This window comes from Algoriphagus confluentis (assembly GCF_036245625.1).
Classification (GTDB): Bacteria; Bacteroidota; Bacteroidia; order Cytophagales; family Cyclobacteriaceae; genus Algoriphagus; species Algoriphagus confluentis.
On record NZ_BTPD01000006.1, the window covers coordinates 153,068 to 170,097 of the forward strand.

At 44.3% G+C, this 17,030-nt stretch carries 14 protein-coding genes; 4 read left to right on the plus strand and 10 right to left on the minus strand.

What is annotated here, in order from left to right:
• Position 1: 1 nt before the first annotated feature.
• The 7 genes from AAA943_RS10580 to AAA943_RS10610 all read right to left on the minus strand — a co-directional run bounded on the left by AAA943_RS10580 (position 2) and on the right by AAA943_RS10610 (position 6,337).
• Positions 2-430, minus strand: a complete 429-nt coding sequence (locus AAA943_RS10580; protein ID WP_338224213.1) for a SufE family protein — start codon at positions 428-430, stop codon at positions 2-4.
• Complete coding sequence (locus AAA943_RS10585) at positions 427-1,650, minus strand: SufS family cysteine desulfurase (RefSeq protein WP_338224214.1); 1,224 nt, start codon at positions 1,648-1,650, stop codon at positions 427-429. The genes AAA943_RS10580 and AAA943_RS10585 overlap by 4 nt, the downstream gene beginning before the upstream one ends.
• Before the next feature lie 4 nt (positions 1,651-1,654).
• Entirely contained in the window at positions 1,655-2,923 is a 1,269-nt protein-coding gene (gene sufD / locus AAA943_RS10590; protein WP_338224215.1) for a Fe-S cluster assembly protein SufD, read from the minus strand.
• A gap of 17 nt (positions 2,924-2,940) precedes the next feature.
• On the minus strand, positions 2,941-3,705 hold the full coding sequence (gene sufC / locus AAA943_RS10595) for a Fe-S cluster assembly ATPase SufC (RefSeq protein ID WP_338224216.1): 765 nt from the start codon (positions 3,703-3,705) through the stop codon (positions 2,941-2,943).
• Positions 3,706-3,932: 227 nt separating this feature from the next.
• The gene (locus AAA943_RS10600; protein WP_338224217.1) at positions 3,933-4,142 is read right to left on the minus strand and encodes a four helix bundle protein; all 210 of its coding nucleotides are present in this window, start codon (positions 4,140-4,142) and stop codon (positions 3,933-3,935) included.
• A 35-nt stretch (positions 4,143-4,177) separates the two neighbouring features.
• A complete protein-coding gene (sufB, locus tag AAA943_RS10605) occupies positions 4,178-5,623 on the minus strand; it encodes a Fe-S cluster assembly protein SufB (RefSeq protein WP_338224218.1) in 1,446 nt (481 codons plus the stop codon).
• 240 nt (positions 5,624-5,863) lie between these two features.
• Entirely contained in the window at positions 5,864-6,337 is a 474-nt protein-coding gene (locus AAA943_RS10610; RefSeq protein WP_338224219.1) for an Lrp/AsnC ligand binding domain-containing protein, read from the minus strand.
• 372 nt (positions 6,338-6,709) lie between these two features.
• Here AAA943_RS10610 and AAA943_RS10615 point away from each other — a divergent pair, with 372 nt between their 5' ends.
• From AAA943_RS10615 to AAA943_RS10625, 3 genes are all read left to right on the plus strand, one after another.
• Entirely contained in the window at positions 6,710-7,237 is a 528-nt protein-coding gene (locus tag AAA943_RS10615; protein WP_338224220.1) for a hypothetical protein, read from the plus strand.
• 148 nt (positions 7,238-7,385) lie between these two features.
• Entirely contained in the window at positions 7,386-9,308 is a 1,923-nt protein-coding gene (locus AAA943_RS10620) for a M14 family metallopeptidase (protein WP_338224221.1), read from the plus strand.
• A gap of 9 nt (positions 9,309-9,317) precedes the next feature.
• Entirely contained in the window at positions 9,318-12,128 is a 2,811-nt protein-coding gene (locus AAA943_RS10625; RefSeq protein ID WP_338224222.1) for a S9 family peptidase, read from the plus strand.
• Between the two features lie 37 nt (positions 12,129-12,165).
• On the opposite strand, the gene AAA943_RS10630 is transcribed toward AAA943_RS10625, so the two are convergent.
• Together AAA943_RS10630 and AAA943_RS10635 are read right to left on the minus strand one after the other, a co-directional pair.
• On the minus strand, positions 12,166-12,549 hold the full coding sequence (locus tag AAA943_RS10630) for a nuclear transport factor 2 family protein (RefSeq protein ID WP_338224223.1): 384 nt from the start codon (positions 12,547-12,549) through the stop codon (positions 12,166-12,168).
• An 88-nt stretch (positions 12,550-12,637) separates the two neighbouring features.
• Positions 12,638-13,432, minus strand: coding sequence for a thymidylate synthase (locus AAA943_RS10635; RefSeq protein WP_338224224.1), 795 nt, complete (start codon positions 13,430-13,432; stop codon positions 12,638-12,640).
• Between the two features lie 284 nt (positions 13,433-13,716).
• On the opposite strand from AAA943_RS10635, the gene AAA943_RS10640 reads away from it, so the two are divergent.
• The gene (locus AAA943_RS10640) at positions 13,717-16,005 is read left to right on the plus strand and encodes an efflux RND transporter permease subunit (RefSeq protein WP_338224225.1); all 2,289 of its coding nucleotides are present in this window, start codon (positions 13,717-13,719) and stop codon (positions 16,003-16,005) included.
• Here the strand turns inward: AAA943_RS10640 and AAA943_RS10645 are convergent.
• Complete coding sequence (locus AAA943_RS10645) at positions 15,970-17,013, minus strand: endonuclease/exonuclease/phosphatase family protein (RefSeq protein ID WP_338224226.1); 1,044 nt, start codon at positions 17,011-17,013, stop codon at positions 15,970-15,972. The two genes, AAA943_RS10640 and AAA943_RS10645, sit on opposite strands and share 36 nt — an antisense overlap.
• Positions 17,014-17,030: the final 17 nt, after the last annotated feature.

Below are 17,030 nucleotides of genomic sequence, written 5' to 3' on the forward strand. Positions count from 1 at the left end.
ATCAGGCATTTTGCTTGGTTTGAAAGGCCAAAGCGTAGAGTTTCATTTGTTTGATCATTGCAGCTAAACCGTTGGATCGTTGGCTTCCGATGATATTTCCCATCCCAATCCGATCGATAAAGTCCAGATTGGCTGATAAAATCGCCTCGGGCTTTTGCCTGTCCAAGACTCGGATCAATAGCGAAATCAGCCCTTTGGTAATATCGGTGTTGGAGTCTGCCTGGTAGTGTACTTTTCCGTCTTCTTCATCGGCGATCAGCCAAACTTTGGACTGACAGCCTTTGATGATGTTTTGTTCCTTTCGTTCGGATTCCGGAAAAGCTTCAAGTGATCCACCCAATTCCATGATGTAGAAGATGGTGGATTCCCGATCATCTCCCAATACTTTAAATTCAGATACGATTTCGTCTTGAATTTCTTGAATGCTCATTTGTTTTTCAGTCTCGCGATTCGTTCTACTCCTTCGGCCAGGGATTCAATTTCCGATTTGGTATTGTAAACGGCAAAAGAAGCCCGAACAGTTCCCTCCAATCCCAATCGTTTCATCAAAGGTTGGGTACAATGGTGTCCGGTGCGGACAGCAATACCTCTGGCATCGAGCATTTGACCTACATCAAAAGGATGCATCCCCTGAATATTGAAAGACAATACCGAAACTTTTTCCTCTGCGGTCCCAACGGGTATGAATCCCTTGATTGGCAGCATCAATTCATTGGCATAGGCCAAGAGTTCATCCTCATGGGCTTTGATGCGCGATTTTTTTAGACTTTGGATAAAATCCAAGGAGGTCTTGAATGCAATGACATCCGCGATGTTTGGGGTTCCAGCTTCGAATTTGAATGGAATATCGTTGTAGGTCGTTTTTTCAAACGTAACCTCTTTGATCATTTCTCCACCTCCCAAAAAAGGAGGCATTTCTTCCAAAACTTCTCTTTTCCCGTACAAAATACCCAGTCCAGTAGGCCCGTATAGTTTGTGGGCCGAAAATGCCAAGAAATCGCAGTCCAAGTCTTGGACATTTACTTCCAAGTGAGAGGTGGATTGTGCTCCGTCCAAAAGGACTTTTGCACCCACTTCATGAGCTGCATCAATGATTTTTTTTACCGGATTGATCGTTCCCAAGGCATTGGAGGCATGAACTATACTCACCATCTTGGTTTTTGGAGAAAGCAGCTTTTCAAATTCTTCCCAAATCACCTCACCGGAATCAGTGATCGGTATGACTTTTAAAATGGCCTCTTTTTCTTCACAGAGCATTTGCCAGGGCACAATATTGGAATGATGCTCAAGGGTGGAAATAAGGATTTCGTCCCCTTTTCCTATGAATTTTCTTCCAAAAGTCTGCGCCACAAGATTGATGCTTTCTGTGGTCCCCTTCGTAAAAATGATTTCTGCAGACTCCTTGGCTTGGATGAATTTTTGGACGGTTTCCCGCGTATTTTCATAGTATCGGGTAGCCCGGTCTGCCAAAGCATGCGCACCTCGATGAATATTGGAATTGTCGTGCTCGTAGTAATTGGTCAGCGAATCCAATACAGACTGCGGCTTTTGAGTAGTGGCTGCATTGTCAAAATAAATCAAAGGTCTTCCATGCACTTCTTGATGAAGTACAGGAAACAACCCCCTGATGGATGCAATGTTTAAGCTCATGAAATTAGAATTTGCTTCCCAGCCTATCCTGAATTAAGGAAATGGCATAGGAACGGAAGCTTTCCTCTTCAATTTTCTCCAAAACCTCACCGGCGAAAGCATATAAAAGCAAACCGGTGGCGGTAGTTTTGTCTATTCCTCTGGCTTTCAGATAAAATAGAGCTTCTTCGTCCAATTGCCCCACAGTACATCCATGAGAACACTTGACATCATCAGCCCAAATCTCCAATTGAGGCTTGGTATTGACAATGGCGTCTTCGGAAAGCAAAATATTGTTGTTTTGCTGGAAAGCATTGGTTTTTTGAGCGTCCTGTCTGACAAAAATTTTACCATTGAATACCCCTCGGCTTTGGTCTGCGAGAATCCCTTTGTAAAGCTCATTGGACTCAGCATGGGGAAGGGTGTGGTCCACGTTGGTGTGGTTGTCCACATGGGTTTTCCCATTTAGAAGATAGACGCCATACATATTTCCTTCCGAGTTGCTTCCCAAAAGATTCAAAGTCAGGTTGTTCCTGACCATGTCACCGGAAAGGGAGAGGTTGACAGAAGTAAATCTGGAATCTTGGAATATATCCGTCTGAATATTGCTGACTTCGATTGCGTTGGTGCTTTCGTTCTGCAATCGGTAATAATTCACGTGGGAATTTTGCCCTCCTTTGATTTCTACCACTTTGTTGACAAAATAGGAGTCTTCGGTCAGGCTGATGCTCTGATCAATGAATGTTACCTCAGAGAAATCCCCCACTTCTATCCATACACGGGGCTGAATTACCTGGCCGGAATGGGCTTGATTGAAGGAAAGTAGGAGTACGGGCTTCGCTACTTGCTGTTTTTTTGGAACTCCGATGAAAATCCCATCTGCAAAGCTGGAAAGATTCAGAGCAGAAAATGTGTCTTTTTCCGGCTTAGCAATACTTCCCAGAGGAGTGGATTCCATCTCAGACAGAGCAGTAATCCTAAGCCCTTCAGGCTGGGATGAAAGCTCGGGTAGGAATTTCCCATTGGAAAACACCAAAATATCCCCTTCAAATCCTTCAAAAACAGCTGATTGGATTACATCCTTTGAAATAGCTATTGGTGCTGCAGGGCTAAAATCCTTGATTTTGCCGTCCAGTTTTTTGGTGATTGGAGTAAACTTGTACTCCTCCTCCTTCAAAGCAGGCAGACCGAGTCCCAAGTAGACTTCTTTAGCCTGACTTCTGATTGGAGCAAAAGAACTGGGTGCGGATTCCAGCAATAGTTGAAATGGATCTTGTTTGGTCAAGGTACTCATGATGGTAGTTTATGGGTTTAGACCGCTGTGGCGGAATCTACTTCTTCTTTGATCCAGTCATACCCTTTCTCTTCCAGCTCTAGGGCAAGGTCTTTGGTTCCTGATTTGACAATTCTTCCCTTGTACAACACATGAACATAGTCAGGAACAATGTATTCCAGCAAACGCTGATAGTGGGTAACCACAATAGTGGCAGTTTTGTCTGATTTCAGCTTATTGACACCATTGGAAACAATTCTCAAAGCATCAATATCAAGCCCTGAATCTGTCTCATCCAGAATGGAAAGGACAGGCTCCAGCATAGCCATTTGGAAAATTTCGTTTCGTTTCTTTTCTCCTCCCGAAAAGCCTTCATTGAGTGAGCGACTGAGTAATTTCTGGTCTATTTCCACCAGTTTCATCTTCTCCTTCATCAAAGTCAGGAATTTCACTGCGTCCAGAGGTTCCTGACCCCGATATTCTCTGACCTGATTGAGTGCAGTTCTGAGAAAATTGGTAGAGGAGACACCCGGGATTTCCACGGGATATTGGAAAGCCAAAAACACACCTTCTCTCGCCCGTACTTCAGGAGCCATTTCCAAAAGGTCTTTCCCTTGGAAAATCACTTCCCCTTCTGTGACCTCGTATTCTTCTCTTCCTGCCAAAACGGAGGCTAAAGTGGATTTTCCAGAACCATTGGGACCCATGATGGCATGCACCTCGCCGGCTTTTATTTCCAAGTTGATCCCACGGAGGATTGGAGTGCCTTCTACAGCGGCATGTAGATTTTTTATACTTAGCATAATTAGATAGTTGACATTTGAAATTTGAGATCAGGAAGCACCATTTTACTATTTAAACTTGTTTCCTTTGATTTCACTTTCTTTAAGATATTTGATGAATCCAGACAGAGATTTAGAAATCTCCAAACTTTTTGAAATCATTTCCTCAAGCTTTGGTTCTTGAATATTCCCTTCTGTCAAAAGCTCTGAAAAGTTGAGATCTTGTCTCTCCTGCAGATCCTTTGGCACTACTTAGAAATTGATAAACTCTTTGTTCCCAGCTCTTTCGAATCCTCGGCTATATTGTCTGCGATAGACCCGGAGGAAGCATTTATTTGATTTTTGAGACAGAAATCTTTTTCAAAATTTCCTATCCAGGCTAATTCGAAAATTTCTTTTGAGAACAAGCTTGACTTTTCCCAGATTTCTAAATCTTGGAATCGGCTAATGGTTCCCATTTTTTCAAATTTCTAATCTCAAATCTCAACTAATTTTATCCCACTGAGCCTTCAAGAGTCAACGCCAAAAGCTTCTGAGCTTCTACAGCAAACTCCATAGGGAGTTGATTCAATACTTCTTTAGCGTATCCGTTGACGATCAGGGCCACTGCATCTTCGGTAGCAATGCCACGCTGATTGCAATAGAAAATCTGATCCTCCCCGATTTTGGAAGTGGTAGCTTCGTGCTCTACCTGGGCGGTGGAATTGTTGATATCAATGTAAGGGAAAGTGTGAGCCCCGCATTGGTCTCCCATAAGTAGGGAGTCGCATTGAGAGAAATTTCTGGCATTGTCAGCCCGTTTCATCACCTGGACTTGGCCCCGATAAGAATTTTGAGATTTGCCAGCCGAAATACCCTTGGATACGATTCTTGATTTGGTGTTTTTACCGATGTGAATCATTTTGGTTCCGGTATCTGCCTGCTGGTAATTGTTGGTGACTGCTACAGAATAAAACTCTCCGATGGAATAATCTCCTTTAAGAATGCAGGAAGGGTATTTCCACGTCACCGCTGATCCTGTTTCTACCTGAGTCCAGGATATCTTGGCATGATCTCCAGCACAGATTCCCCGCTTGGTGACAAAGTTGTAAATCCCGCCTTTCCCATTCTTGTCTCCTGGAAACCAGTTTTGGACGGTGGAGTATTTCACTTCGGCATGCGCTCCGGCGTAAATCTCTACCACGGCGGCATGAAGCTGATTTTCGTCTCGCTGAGGGGCAGTACATCCTTCCAGGTAAGAAACGTAGGATTCATCTTCTGCCACAATCAACGTACGTTCAAATTGACCGGTATTGGCCGCATTGATTCGGAAATAAGTAGAAAGCTCCATTGGGCATCTTACTCCCTTTGGAATGTAACAGAAAGAGCCATCGGAAAATACAGCTGAATTCAAGGCGGCGTAGTAGTTGTCTGTCATAGGCACTACCGAACCCAAGTATTTTTTGACCAGTTCAGGATGTTCCTTTACCGCTTCGCTAAATGAACAGAAAACGATCCCCAGCTTGGCAAGCGTTCCTTTGAAGGTAGTGGCCACGGATACCGAGTCCAAAACCGCATCAACTGCAATTCCCTGAAGTCTCTTCTGTTCGTTGAGGGATATTCCCAGTCGCTCATAAATCGCCAACAGTTCCGGATCTATTTCTTCCAAAGATTTGGGCGTTTTACTTTGCTTTGGTGCGGAATAATATTTCAGTGCCTGAAAGTCAACTTTGGGATAGCGAACATTCGCCCATTCAGGCTCTTGCATGCTCTGCCAGGTTTTAAACGCCTTTAATCTCCATTCCAAAAGCCATTCGGGTTCTTCCTTTTTTGCGGAGATCCAGCGAATGATGGTTTCGTTGAGTCCGGCCGGAGCTTCATCGGCTTCAAAATTGACCGACCAACCATGTTCATATTCTTTGGAGGTGAGTTCTTCTAAAATCTGATTGTCTTTGCTCATCTGCCGAGTTATTTAGACTAATTACATTTTGCTTGCGAAGGTACAACATCTCAGTAAAAAATATTGTTCATTGCCATCATAAAAATCTATCGCATATAGAACCTTTGTTTCAAAAAGCGATTCAATCCTCTTGAATTGAGGTTTTTTCATTGACAAATACCAAAAAAAACAGGAAGGGTATTGCTCCCATTCCCGGTGTAGGCATTCAATGTATTTTATCTGGATTTAATCTAAATAGGATTACTTTTCCTTGCCAAAGAATTGAATTGGACGGTTAATACTCTCTTCCAGTACGATGAGCGTCTCTGTTCGGTCGATTCCGTCGACCTTCTGAATGCTATCCAATACCAATCGGAGGTGATTGGTATCCCTGCAGATGATTTTGGCAAAAATGGAATAATTACCGGTGGTATAATAGGCCCTAACTACTTCAGGAATTTCCTGGAGATTCTCAATCACATTATCATAAAGAGAACTTCTCTGTAAGTAAATTCCCAAAAAGGCGGAAATATCATAGCCCAATTTTGAAAAATCTATGTTCAGCGTAGCACTTTTCACCACGCCCATATCCTCCAGTTTCTTCATCCGCACATGGACAGTCCCTGAGGAAACAAAGACTTTCTTCGCGATTTCGGTGTAAGGAGTCTTTGCATCTTCATTGAGAAGAGAAATAATCTTTAGGTCGATGTTGTCGATATCTAAAATTTTATCCATTTTCTAAGGGAGGATTTAGATGATTTTTAATGAATCTCGCTGTAAATTAGAGATTGTTCAAAATATTGCAAAATTTATTTTTCAATTTGTAATTATATCGAAAATCCCTTTACTTTGGGATTGAGGGTTGCCTTCAGTGGAAAATTTGGTTTTTTTCAATATTAATTTCATAATAATTTGAAAAATATCAAACTTCCGAAGAAACCATCTTTCGTTAGAAAACTTTTATCTCTAAAGTTATATTTGGGTTTATATTCTGAAAAGGGTCTTGCTGCTGGCAAGACTTTTTTATTGCCCGGGTTTTTTTTGAAATACATTTTTTTGCATTTAAAAATTTATTTTCTGTATTTTTGAATTCTATCTGGTTTAAGTATGAAATCACCCTTTCCTTCCATTTTCTTCTCGGTTTTCCTAGTCCTTTTTGTCCTTCCCTATGAAAATCAAGCGGCCATTGCTCAGCAAAATCCCGAATATCTTGCAGTCAGTCCTATTTCAGTGAAATACAATCATTTGGAAATCAGTCGACTGGAAGTCAATTCATCCAATGAGCCCCCCTCATCTAAGGAAAATGTGAGCTACACGGACCTCACGGCAGTAGAAGAGCGAATGGCCAAAAATCTTAATTCCCACTGGGCTTGGCCGGAGTACACCTTGGATATGATCGACAGTTATTCACCTTTCCTTTTCAGAACCAAAAAATCCCAAAGCCTAGAGGAGGTAAGGGTTGTTCTGCAAGTGGATGCCAGGGGTAGAATCTCCGGCTTTGAAGTTTTGAGCGAGGTAGACAAAGGTCTGAAAGAAAGACTGGATTACATGATCCGAAAAATGCCGGATTGCAAACCGGTACCCGGCTATCAGGAATATGGTCCAGCGGCCTTTGAATTAATCATCAACAAATGAGTGAACTGATTTCAGCGGGGACGGTCTGACTGCACGGACAACCTGCGAACTCACTAGCCATATCCATTTTCTGAGGGGCACTTTTTTTTGAGCGGTTGTCTTCCCTTCACCGAAGCCGCTTATTTTTAGCTGAACATCCAGCTTCAGCATGAGACATATTTTACCAATCACCGCATCGTTTTTATTCCTCAGCGGAATGACCATGGGTCAGGTCAGGACTTTCCAAAATGAAAAGCCTTTTCCTGAGAAAAACGAGAAATCTAAGTTCTACACGGTTTCGGGAGAGCGTCATGGCCCTTCATTCTTCAAAAAACAAGTATTTCCTGAGGTGGAATATACACCCGGAGAGAGGCTGACTTTTGATAAATACCATACCGTCGATGTGATGTATCACTGGTACGAAAAGTGGGCTGCGTCCTATCCGGATATTGTGGATTTGTACATCATCGAGCACTCCTATGAAGGACGACCGATTTATCAGATGACTCTTACGAATAAAAAAACGGGCAAAGACACCGACAAACCGGCCGCCTATTTTGAGGGAGGACGTCACTCAGGTGAGATTACTTCCAGTGAGTCCATCCTATGGCTGACCCAACATCTGATCGAAAACTATGGAAAGGATCCTGAAATCACAGCCCTGATTGATACCAAAGCCATTTACCTTAGGCCTCAAAACAATCCGGATGGGTCCAACATGTACCTTTTTACAGAGCAGAGAAACCGAAGTACTGTAAAACCGGACGATACCGACAGGGATGGGCTACTCGATGAGGATCCTGAAGAGGACTTGGATGGGGATGGGATTATCTATCAGATGCGGAAAAAGGCCGTAACTCCCGAAGAAAAAGAAAAAGCCAACTTCATCATTGACCCCAAAGACCCCAAAGGTAGATTGATGAAAAGGACATTTCCCGGAAAAGGGGATTATCTGGTGTACACCGAAGGAATAGACAACGATGGAGACGGCAACTACAATGAGGACGGAATCGGAGGCTTGGACCTTCACAGAAACTATCCGGAAAACTGGCGTCCCAATACCGGTGGAGACCTCACAGGCAGAGGATTCACCCAGTTTGGAGCCGGTGAGTATCCCTTAAGCGAGATAGAAACACGCTCTACTGCCCTTTGGGTGCTTAGCCATCCCAATATATCCGTAGTGAACTCCATGGATACCCGGGTACCCATGCACCTGCGTCCACCCTCTACCTCCAAAAGCGAAGAGCGGATGTATCCCGAAGATTTGGCCATATACAAAGAAATGGATGAGCTGGGGCTTTCTTTTACTGCTTATCCCTGGGCAGGCGATGTATACGAAACCTATGCTACCCGTTATAAGGTCAATTCCATGACCGGAGACCCACTTAAGCCTCAGCCTTTGTTTGGTCATGGACCTGATTTTGGCTATTTCTACTACGGAAGCATCTGGTATGGGGATGAGCTTTGGAACAACGGAGCCATGAAGGACTACGATGGGGATGGAATTTATGATGATTACGATGGTTTGATGTGGGATGACGAGGCGAATGGTAGCAGAGGCTTTAAAGTCTGGACCCCTTTCACTCATCCCCAATTGGGAGAAGTGGAAATCGGCGGTTTTCACCCTAAGTTTTTTGGCCAAAATGGCCCCCCTTGGCAGTTGGAGGACTGGGCCAAAAAGCAAGCCTTGTTTAATCTGGCCATGGCCAAGCGACTGCCTCAGCTGAACATCACCGACCTGAAAGTTCAAAAAGTAGCAGCTAGTGAATTTGAAATTACCTTGGATTGGACCAATTCAGGAAAACTACCTGTAGCCTTGGAACAAGCCAAATTGGTCAAAATCGTACAGGAAGATCGGGTTTCTTTGAGTTTCGATAAGGAACTCACCAAAGGTTACGAAGATGCGAAAGTTCAGATTGTAAGTCCTGAATTGTATGACAAGACCATTTATTCCGGCTACACGGGAGTAGGGGAGCAGAAGTCGGCCAGCTTTCGGGTAAAAGTCCAAGGAAAAGAAGCCGTGAAAGGAAAAATCCAGCTTTCATCCACTAGAGGCGGTTATTTGGAAAAAGAGTTTACTCTCAATCAATAAACGATTCCCATGTTTACAAAACAAAATTTGAGTATCTTTTTGATTTTCTTTTTGCTTTGGCAAAATGGATTTGCCCAGCAAAAAAGATCCCTCAACCATTCGGATTACGATGGATGGGAGAGTCTTTCTTCAGAAAAAATCACTAAAAACGGAAAGTTTGCCGGTTACCAGATTTCTCCTCAAGACGGAGATGGCAGGCTGGAGATTTTCTCAACTTCTTCCCCCGGTAAAAAGACGGTAGTATATCGGTCTTCCGGTTTTAGTTTTACCCCGGATGATGCCTTCGCAGTGGGGAAAATCCTACCTCAAAAGGATAGTGTCAAGCTGCTGAAATTGCAGAAAAAGAAAGGGGACGATTTGCCCAAGGATAGCCTTTTCCTGATGAATCTTGCCTCCGGACAGATCGAAAAATTGGCTAGAGTCAAATCCTTTGCGATTCCATCTGAAAAAGGTAGTTGGATAGCCATTCAGTTTGAAAAAGAAGAGGATAAGAAAAAAGAGGAGGCTGATTCTACGGCCAAGGAAGAAAAACCCAAAAAGACAGACGGTACCAAACTTTTGGTCAGAACGCTCGATGGCAGGGAATCCTGGGAGTTTGATAGAGTCAAGGCGTTTGGCTTTGCTCCCAATGGGGATTTTCTTCAGTACACTCTTGCAGAGGAGGAAAAAGAAGACAATGCAGCGGTTTATTTGCTGGACTTGGCCACCGGACAGAGTAGATTAATCCACGAAAAGATGACCACATACAGCAATCTGGTCTTTTCTCCTCAGTCCAGCTATCTTTCATTTATCGCTACGGATGATTCACTGAAAGCAAAAAAACCACTTCATACCTTGTATGTGTACGACGTGAAGAAAAAGGACTTGGGCATTCAGTTGGAAAAGTCTGGGGTAAAGTTTCCCAACGGAAGAATCAGCCCTGATGGAAGTGTTCGGTTTTCAGAAGATGAATCGAGACTCTTTTTTGGGGTAGCAGATGAGTACAAAGCGTACGCCTACGAGAGTGATACCACCATTCTGGATGAAGAGCGAGTAAGTCTGGATATCTGGGGCTGGCAAGACGAGGAGATTCAGCCCATGCAGCTGAAGAATAAGGCAAATGAACAGAAAAAAACATACATGGCGGTATTGGATCTAAACCGTCTCGAGGTCACTCAATTAGCCACTCACGAGGTAGATAATGTCATTTTGGAGAATAAAATCAACAAAGATTTTGCCTTGGCATGGACTGATTCTCCCTACCGAAGGAGTTACAGCTGGGATATCCAAATCGGCAGGGATTTGTATTGGGTGGATTTCAAAACAGGAAATCAAACTCTGATCGAAAAAAATGCTTCCGGTTTTCCTAGGGTGTCTCCCGCTGGGAAATACGTGTATTGGTATGATGGTAGGGATAGTGCCTGGGTGGCATTTGATATGGCTTCCAAGGCCAAGATTAACCTGACCACTGCAATTCCTGTTCCTTTTTACGAGGAACTTCACGATTCTCCCTCTTTGCCGGGAAGCTATGGCTCGGAAGGCTGGATCGAAGGAGACGCAGCCATCCTGATCAATGACCGCTACGATATCTGGAAAATAGACCCCATAAACCCAAGCGCTGCTGTTAATCTGACTCAGGGACAGGGAAGGAGTAGCCTAATTACCTTCAGAAGAGAAGCCCTCAAATCTGACGAGCAATTTATAGACCCCAAAGAGACGCTGATCCTTTCCGCTTTTCATGAAAAGACGAAAGAAAATGGGTTTTTTTCCACAACCTATGAAGGAAAATCCGCTCCGAAACCTTTGCTCATGTCCTCTCATCGATACTATGGATTGACCAAAGCCAAAGAATCCACTCAAGTATTGGTTCGTCGTTCTTCCTATCAGGATAATCCGGATGTCTACCTGACTGACCTTTCCTTCAAAAACCTGAATAAGGTATCCAATCTCAATCCTCAGCAGGCTGGAGTGAAGTGGGGTTCTGTGGAGTTAGTAGACTATTTGGCTAACGATGGCACGCCTCTTCAGGGGCTCCTGTTCAAGCCTGAGGGATTTGACCGCTCCAAAAAATATCCCATGATGGTCTATTTCTACGAGCGAAACAGCGACGGACTGCACAATTACCGTGCACCTGCACCAAGCCGCTCTACAATCAATATCCCCTTTTTTGTAAGCAATGACTACCTGGTCTTTGTGCCGGATATCAAGTACGAATTGGGACTACCGGGACCAAGTGCCTTTAATTGCATTATTCCCGGCGTGCAGACCGTGATCGCCAAAGGTGGCGTGGATACAGACAACATGGCAATTCAGGGACAAAGCTGGGGAGGCTATCAAGTGGCCTACCTGATCACTCAGACCAACATGTTCAAAGCCGCTGGTGCCGGTGCCCCAGTAGTCAACATGACCTCTGCCTATGGAGGAATTCGTTGGGGTACTGGAATGAGCCGCATGTTCCAATACGAGCAAACCCAATCCCGAATCGGTGGTACCCTTTGGGAAAAACCGATGTATTACCTGGAAAACTCCCCGCTTTTTATGATGGACCGAGTCCAAACCCCTGTTTTGATCATGCACAATGACGAAGACGGTGCTGTACCTTGGTATCAGGGAATAGAAATGTTCATGGCCATGAAGCGATTGAACAAGCCAGCCTGGCTACTTCAATACAACGGTGAGGATCATAACCTGACTCAGCGAAAAAATGCTAAAGACCTTTCTATCCGCCTCAGCCAATTCTTTGATCATTACCTCAAGGGAGCTCCGGCACCATTATGGATGACTGAAGGACTTCCTGCCGTAGAAAAGGGCAGAACGCTAAAATACGAACTGGCCGATTGATCAAAAAAGCGCCTCGGATGTGGATATCCGGGGCGTTTTAGCTTATGTCCATAATTTTTGTGATGCCTTTTTGTCCAAACTCAAAAATCGATTTTCCTTCCATACGGATTTCCTGCCCTTTTTTGATTCCATTGGGAAAATCCACTGCAGCAATGGCCCAATAGGCAATCTCTATTTCTGTTTTTTCTTCCAGATGGATAATGGATTGAATCGTCTGCTTTCTGCTTGAGAAGTAGGATAGGGCTTCCAAAGCTTGACCTTGGAATGCCTTTTTTCCATGGAGAGCATGAGTTTTTTCCCCGGAAGAGAAATTTTCAAACAGCACCTCCTCTTCCAATACTTCCATCATTCCTTCCACATCCAGGTTGTTGTAGGCTTGGAGATAGGCTTGAATCAGTCTTTCCTTTTCCTGAGGGTTCATCAATTGTGTGATAAGTAAGAGTTAAACAGAGAGGGCTGAAAATCTCCTTTCAGCCCAATTTAAATTTTCAATTTCAAACGCTCAATGCTTAAACTGCGACTGGAGCCTTGATATGTGGGTGAGGATGATAGTCCAGTATTTCAAAATCCTCAAACTTAAAACCAAAGATATCCTTCACTTCCGGGTTGATTTTCATCGTAGGAAGAGGACGGATGTCCCTGCTCAGTTGCAATTCGGCCTGCTCGAGGTGGTTCAGGTACAAATGGGCATCTCCAAATGTATGGATAAATTCACCCGGTTTGAGATCACATACCTGAGCAATCATCATGGTAAACAGCGCATACGAGGCGATGTTGAAAGGGACTCCCAAAAACACATCCGCGCTGCGCTGGTAAAGCTGACAGGATAGTGTGCCCTCAGCTACATAAAACTGGAACATGGTATGGCAGGGAGGTAAGGCCATGTGGTCCACATCGGCCACATTCCAGGCGCTTACCAGATGTCTGCGGCTATCCGGTTTGGTTTTGATTTGGTGAATCAGGTTTTTGATCTGATCGATTTCCCCACCTTTTCCATCCGGCCAATGTCTCCATTGATAGCCATAGACCGGACCCAAATCCCCATTTTCGTCGGCCCACTCATCCCAGATGGATACCCCGTTTTCTTTTAGCCAGCTGATGTTGCTGTCTCCTTTGAGAAACCAAAGCAGCTCAATAATGATGGATCGAAGGTGCAGCTTTTTGGTAGTCACCACTGGGAAACCTTCGGATAAATCAAAACGCATCTGATGGCCAAAAATACTCAAAGTGCCTGTGCCTGTTCGGTCAGTCTTTTTTACTCCTTCCCGGAGAATTTTTTTCATCAAATCGTGATACTGCTGCATAATCGGTCTTGGAAATTCTTGAGGTGGCAAGATAGTAATTCGATAAAATTAAAACATTCCTATCCGGATTGGTTTTCTAAAAGAAGGATTATTTCCTTTGATGAATATCCGCTTCCTTACCTGTGAAAAAATAAGTTGGAGGGAGTACCTCCACTGGAGTTGCAGGGGACGGTGGGCTGTCGTCCGTGGACGATTATCCGCCCACTGTACACTTTGAACTTCCCCTGCTGGTAGGATGGAGGATAGTTACATTTCCACTTTCACCCGGTGCCAAAAAAGACTTCATGTTTAAAAAGAAAGGAGCATTTGTTTCATTAACCTTCGGCTTGCTGATCACCTTATTGCTGCTCATTTTCAGAGCAGAGCCTAAGTTTGATTACGACTTTGAGCAGTTTTTTCCCCAAGATGATCCAGATTTGGAGTTTTACCGGACCCATAAGTCGGTCTTTGGAGGAGACAACGATTACCTTCTGATCGCCTTGACAAACGGAAACCAGCCTTGGCAGGATTCCACTTTTCTTACCAAAGCCTTCACTGCCCAATCTCAGATTCAGGATTTGGAAAAAGTGGATACCTTGATTTCGATTTTGGACTTAGGTATTCCTGTGATCAGCCCCTTTGGCCTTCGTACCAAAAAAGTGCTGGACTGGGAATCTTCCGATGGAGTACAATTCTCTCCTGAGCTTTTGGATCAGTTCCGTTCTACCTTGATTTCCAAAGATGGAAAAAGTCTGCTCTTTTTGGTCCAAAACCAAGAAGGAATTGCCAAAGAGGAGGGAGATACTCTTTATTCTGATATTCAGGCAGTTCTGGAGAAGCACGCCTTGGACCCCGTGGCTGTAGCCGGCAAAATCCAAACCCAAAGTGATTTTGTCACGCTGATGCAGCGGGAATTCGGCTTGTTTCTTGGGGCTTCCGTTGTGTTGATCATTCTCTTGCTGATTCTAGTTTTTCGGTCATGGTGGGGAGTGGTGATTCCTGTTTTGGTTTTATGCCTGGGAATTTTGTGGACTTTTTCCCTGATTCTGAAATCCGGTAAAGCTTTGGATGTCATGTCAGTGATGCAGCCTACCCTGTTTCTCATTGTAGGGATGAGTGCCTTGGTCCATTATTTTTCCCTTTTGAAGAAAAAGCTAAAATCAGAATCTAAGGACCAAGCCATAGAACAGACTTTTGAAGAACTAACTCCTGCGGTAGCGTTGACCGTGTTGACGACCTCCTTGGGGTTTTTGTCTCTTTATTTTACGTCTATCCCAGCATTACAGGATTTCGGGCTATGGACCGGTCTGGGAATCCTGCTTCTTTTTTTCGTCATTTTGGTTTTCACCCCGGGCTTGATCTACTTGTTTCCGGTCAACAACAGGCCCAATGAACAAAACCAGTCCGGTTTTGGGTGGTTTCCAAGGCTTTTTTTGGGAGTCCTTAAATCCAAAAAGACCATTTTTTGGAGTTTTCTGTTACTTACTTCCTTGGCGCTTTGGGCAGGGACACAGCTTCGAGTCAATGGTTTCTTGTTGGACAATCTTCCCTTAGACCACCCCATACAGGAAGACTTTTCTTTTTTTGACCGGCAATATGGAGGCTCAAATCCATTGGAATTGTCCCTTGAAGCCGGGGAAAAGGCTAATTCCATTTTGGATTTCGAAGTTCTTGAGGAGCTGAATACCCTCGAGGAAAAGTTGGGAGAGCTTTTTCCGGGCAGTCAGTTTGTTTCTCCGGTGAGTTTGGTCAAGACACTCAATCAAGCGCAGAATCAGGGTTCCGTTGCTGCATTTCGTTTTCCCTCCAGAGGGCAGTATCAGCGGATGTCGCGCTACTTCGGTCAGCTGGATTCCTGGGGAGGAAATCAGGTGCTTTCAGATGATGGCAAATTGGGGAGAATCAGCTCCAGAACAGCAGATTTGGGAAGTTGGGAAATGGGGAAAAAGCGGGCTGAACTTTTGAGTTTTGTGCAGGAGGAAATGGATACCGACTTGCTGAGGGTCCGATGGACAGGAACAGGCTATTTGATTGATCGGGGCCACGCCTCGGTGACCTGGCAGATGGCCAAAGGACTGGGGGTAGCTTTTCTCATTGTGGGAATTATTGGCGGTTTCCTTTTTCGTTCCTGGCGGATTTCTTTGATTCTTCTCATCCCCAATACCATTCCTCTGATTTGGATGCTTGGCATGATGTACCTTTTGGGTATTGATTTCAAGTTGACTACTGCCATTTTATTTACTGTAGCCTTTGGAATAGCCGTGGATGATACGATCCACTTTATGACCAAACTGAAGCTGGAGCTGGAAAAGGGAAAAAGTATGCTTTATGGGATAAAGAGAACCTTCATGGAGGCGGGAAGGGCAATTTTTCTGACCACCTTGATTTTAGTTTCAGGGTTTGCTTTGTTGATATTCAGCAAGTTTGGGGTCACTCATTTCACCGGACTTTTGATCAGCTTCTCCCTGATTTTTGCCTGGTTGGGAGACATGTTTTTACTTCCCGTACTTCTATTTCCGCTCAAAAAGGTATGGGAATCCAAACAGGCAAAAAAGCAATCAAAGCTCCAGTCCATCCCAAGAGAAGGTAGCTGATACGGGATAATGGTCTGAATAATCAACCTCTCTATGAGTTTTGAAAAAAACCGGTTTCAACTTTTCTGAGGCAAAAATGTGATCAATCCTCAAGAAAAACAGGACTCTGTTGTAGGTAAATCCAAACCCTCTTCCCGCTGATTCGAAGGCGTTTTTCAGGAGTTGGCTTAGTCGAAAATAAGCAAACGAGTAGGGGATTTCGTTGAGATCTCCCAGGAGAATCACGGGATGCGGACTATTGGACAGGTGTTCGTAGAGCAGATCCAACTGCTCGGCCCGGGCAAGACTTCCCCTGTGGAGTTTGCCCAAGGTCTGACGGTATACCTGTTTGGCTTGTTCGTAGTTGTCCAGGGATTCGGCCTGAATCGCCATCGACTCAAGGTGGGTATTGTAAATCCTGATCGTGTCTCTTCCCACCTGAATATCCGCAAAAATGGCTCCATTGGTGTGCCGTGTATCAAAGACTACGCCTTCATGGAGTATGGGATATTTGGAAAAAATAGCCATACCCATGGATCTCCTGTTTTTATTCCCGTCTACAGGATGATAGCTTTGATAAAATTCCCCATCTCTGCTGATTATTTTTAGGGCATCTCGGCTTGGTGTGGTATTGTCTTGATAAAACTCCTGGAAAACCTTGACATCTGCAGGGTGTTCGGCAAGCCAGGTGTATACATTTGGGTCAAATTCCCCCGTTAATCTTCTTTTGTAATCAAACAGGTGGACATTGTAAGAGAGTACGCGGAGTCCGGGTGTACTCTCCTCTCCGGGATTTAACTGAACCGTGATGAGAAAAAAACGGTAGCCTATCCCCAAAGCCAAGATGGGGATCAAGGCGATTTTTTTTCCTGAAAGGATAAGAATGATGGCAAAAAAAAGATTGATCACCAACAAAAACGGAATGAGAAAGGGGAGCAGTCCCGCATAAGGAAAATAGGCCGGAGAGATGTAAACGCTGGAGTAAAGCAGCATGGAAAGGATAAAAATGGCCCAAAGAATAAACTTCATGAAAGGATCTGAGAGAG

Coding starts and splice junctions, on each gene's coding strand:
- sufB (WP_338224218.1), bottom strand. CDS start 5,623: ATGAGCAAAGACAATCAGATTTTAGAAGAACTCACCTCCAAAGAATAT.
- sufD (WP_338224215.1), bottom strand. CDS start 2,923: ATGAGTACCTTGACCAAACAAGATCCATTTCAACTATTGCTGGAATCC.
- AAA943_RS10635 (WP_338224224.1), bottom strand. CDS start 13,432: ATGCAGCAGTATCACGATTTGATGAAAAAAATTCTCCGGGAAGGAGTA.
- AAA943_RS10620 (WP_338224221.1), top strand. CDS start 7,386: ATGAGACATATTTTACCAATCACCGCATCGTTTTTATTCCTCAGCGGA.
- AAA943_RS10625 (WP_338224222.1), top strand. CDS start 9,318: ATGTTTACAAAACAAAATTTGAGTATCTTTTTGATTTTCTTTTTGCTT.
- AAA943_RS10640 (WP_338224225.1), top strand. CDS start 13,717: ATGTTTAAAAAGAAAGGAGCATTTGTTTCATTAACCTTCGGCTTGCTG.
- AAA943_RS10580 (WP_338224213.1), bottom strand. CDS start 430: ATGAGCATTCAAGAAATTCAAGACGAAATCGTATCTGAATTTAAAGTA.
- sufC (WP_338224216.1), bottom strand. CDS start 3,705: ATGCTAAGTATAAAAAATCTACATGCCGCTGTAGAAGGCACTCCAATC.
- AAA943_RS10630 (WP_338224223.1), bottom strand. CDS start 12,549: ATGAACCCTCAGGAAAAGGAAAGACTGATTCAAGCCTATCTCCAAGCC.
- AAA943_RS10615 (WP_338224220.1), top strand. CDS start 6,710: ATGAAATCACCCTTTCCTTCCATTTTCTTCTCGGTTTTCCTAGTCCTT.
- AAA943_RS10645 (WP_338224226.1), bottom strand. CDS start 17,013: ATGAAGTTTATTCTTTGGGCCATTTTTATCCTTTCCATGCTGCTTTAC.
- AAA943_RS10585 (WP_338224214.1), bottom strand. CDS start 1,650: ATGAGCTTAAACATTGCATCCATCAGGGGGTTGTTTCCTGTACTTCAT.
- AAA943_RS10610 (WP_338224219.1), bottom strand. CDS start 6,337: ATGGATAAAATTTTAGATATCGACAACATCGACCTAAAGATTATTTCT.
- AAA943_RS10600 (WP_338224217.1), bottom strand. CDS start 4,142: ATGGGAACCATTAGCCGATTCCAAGATTTAGAAATCTGGGAAAAGTCA.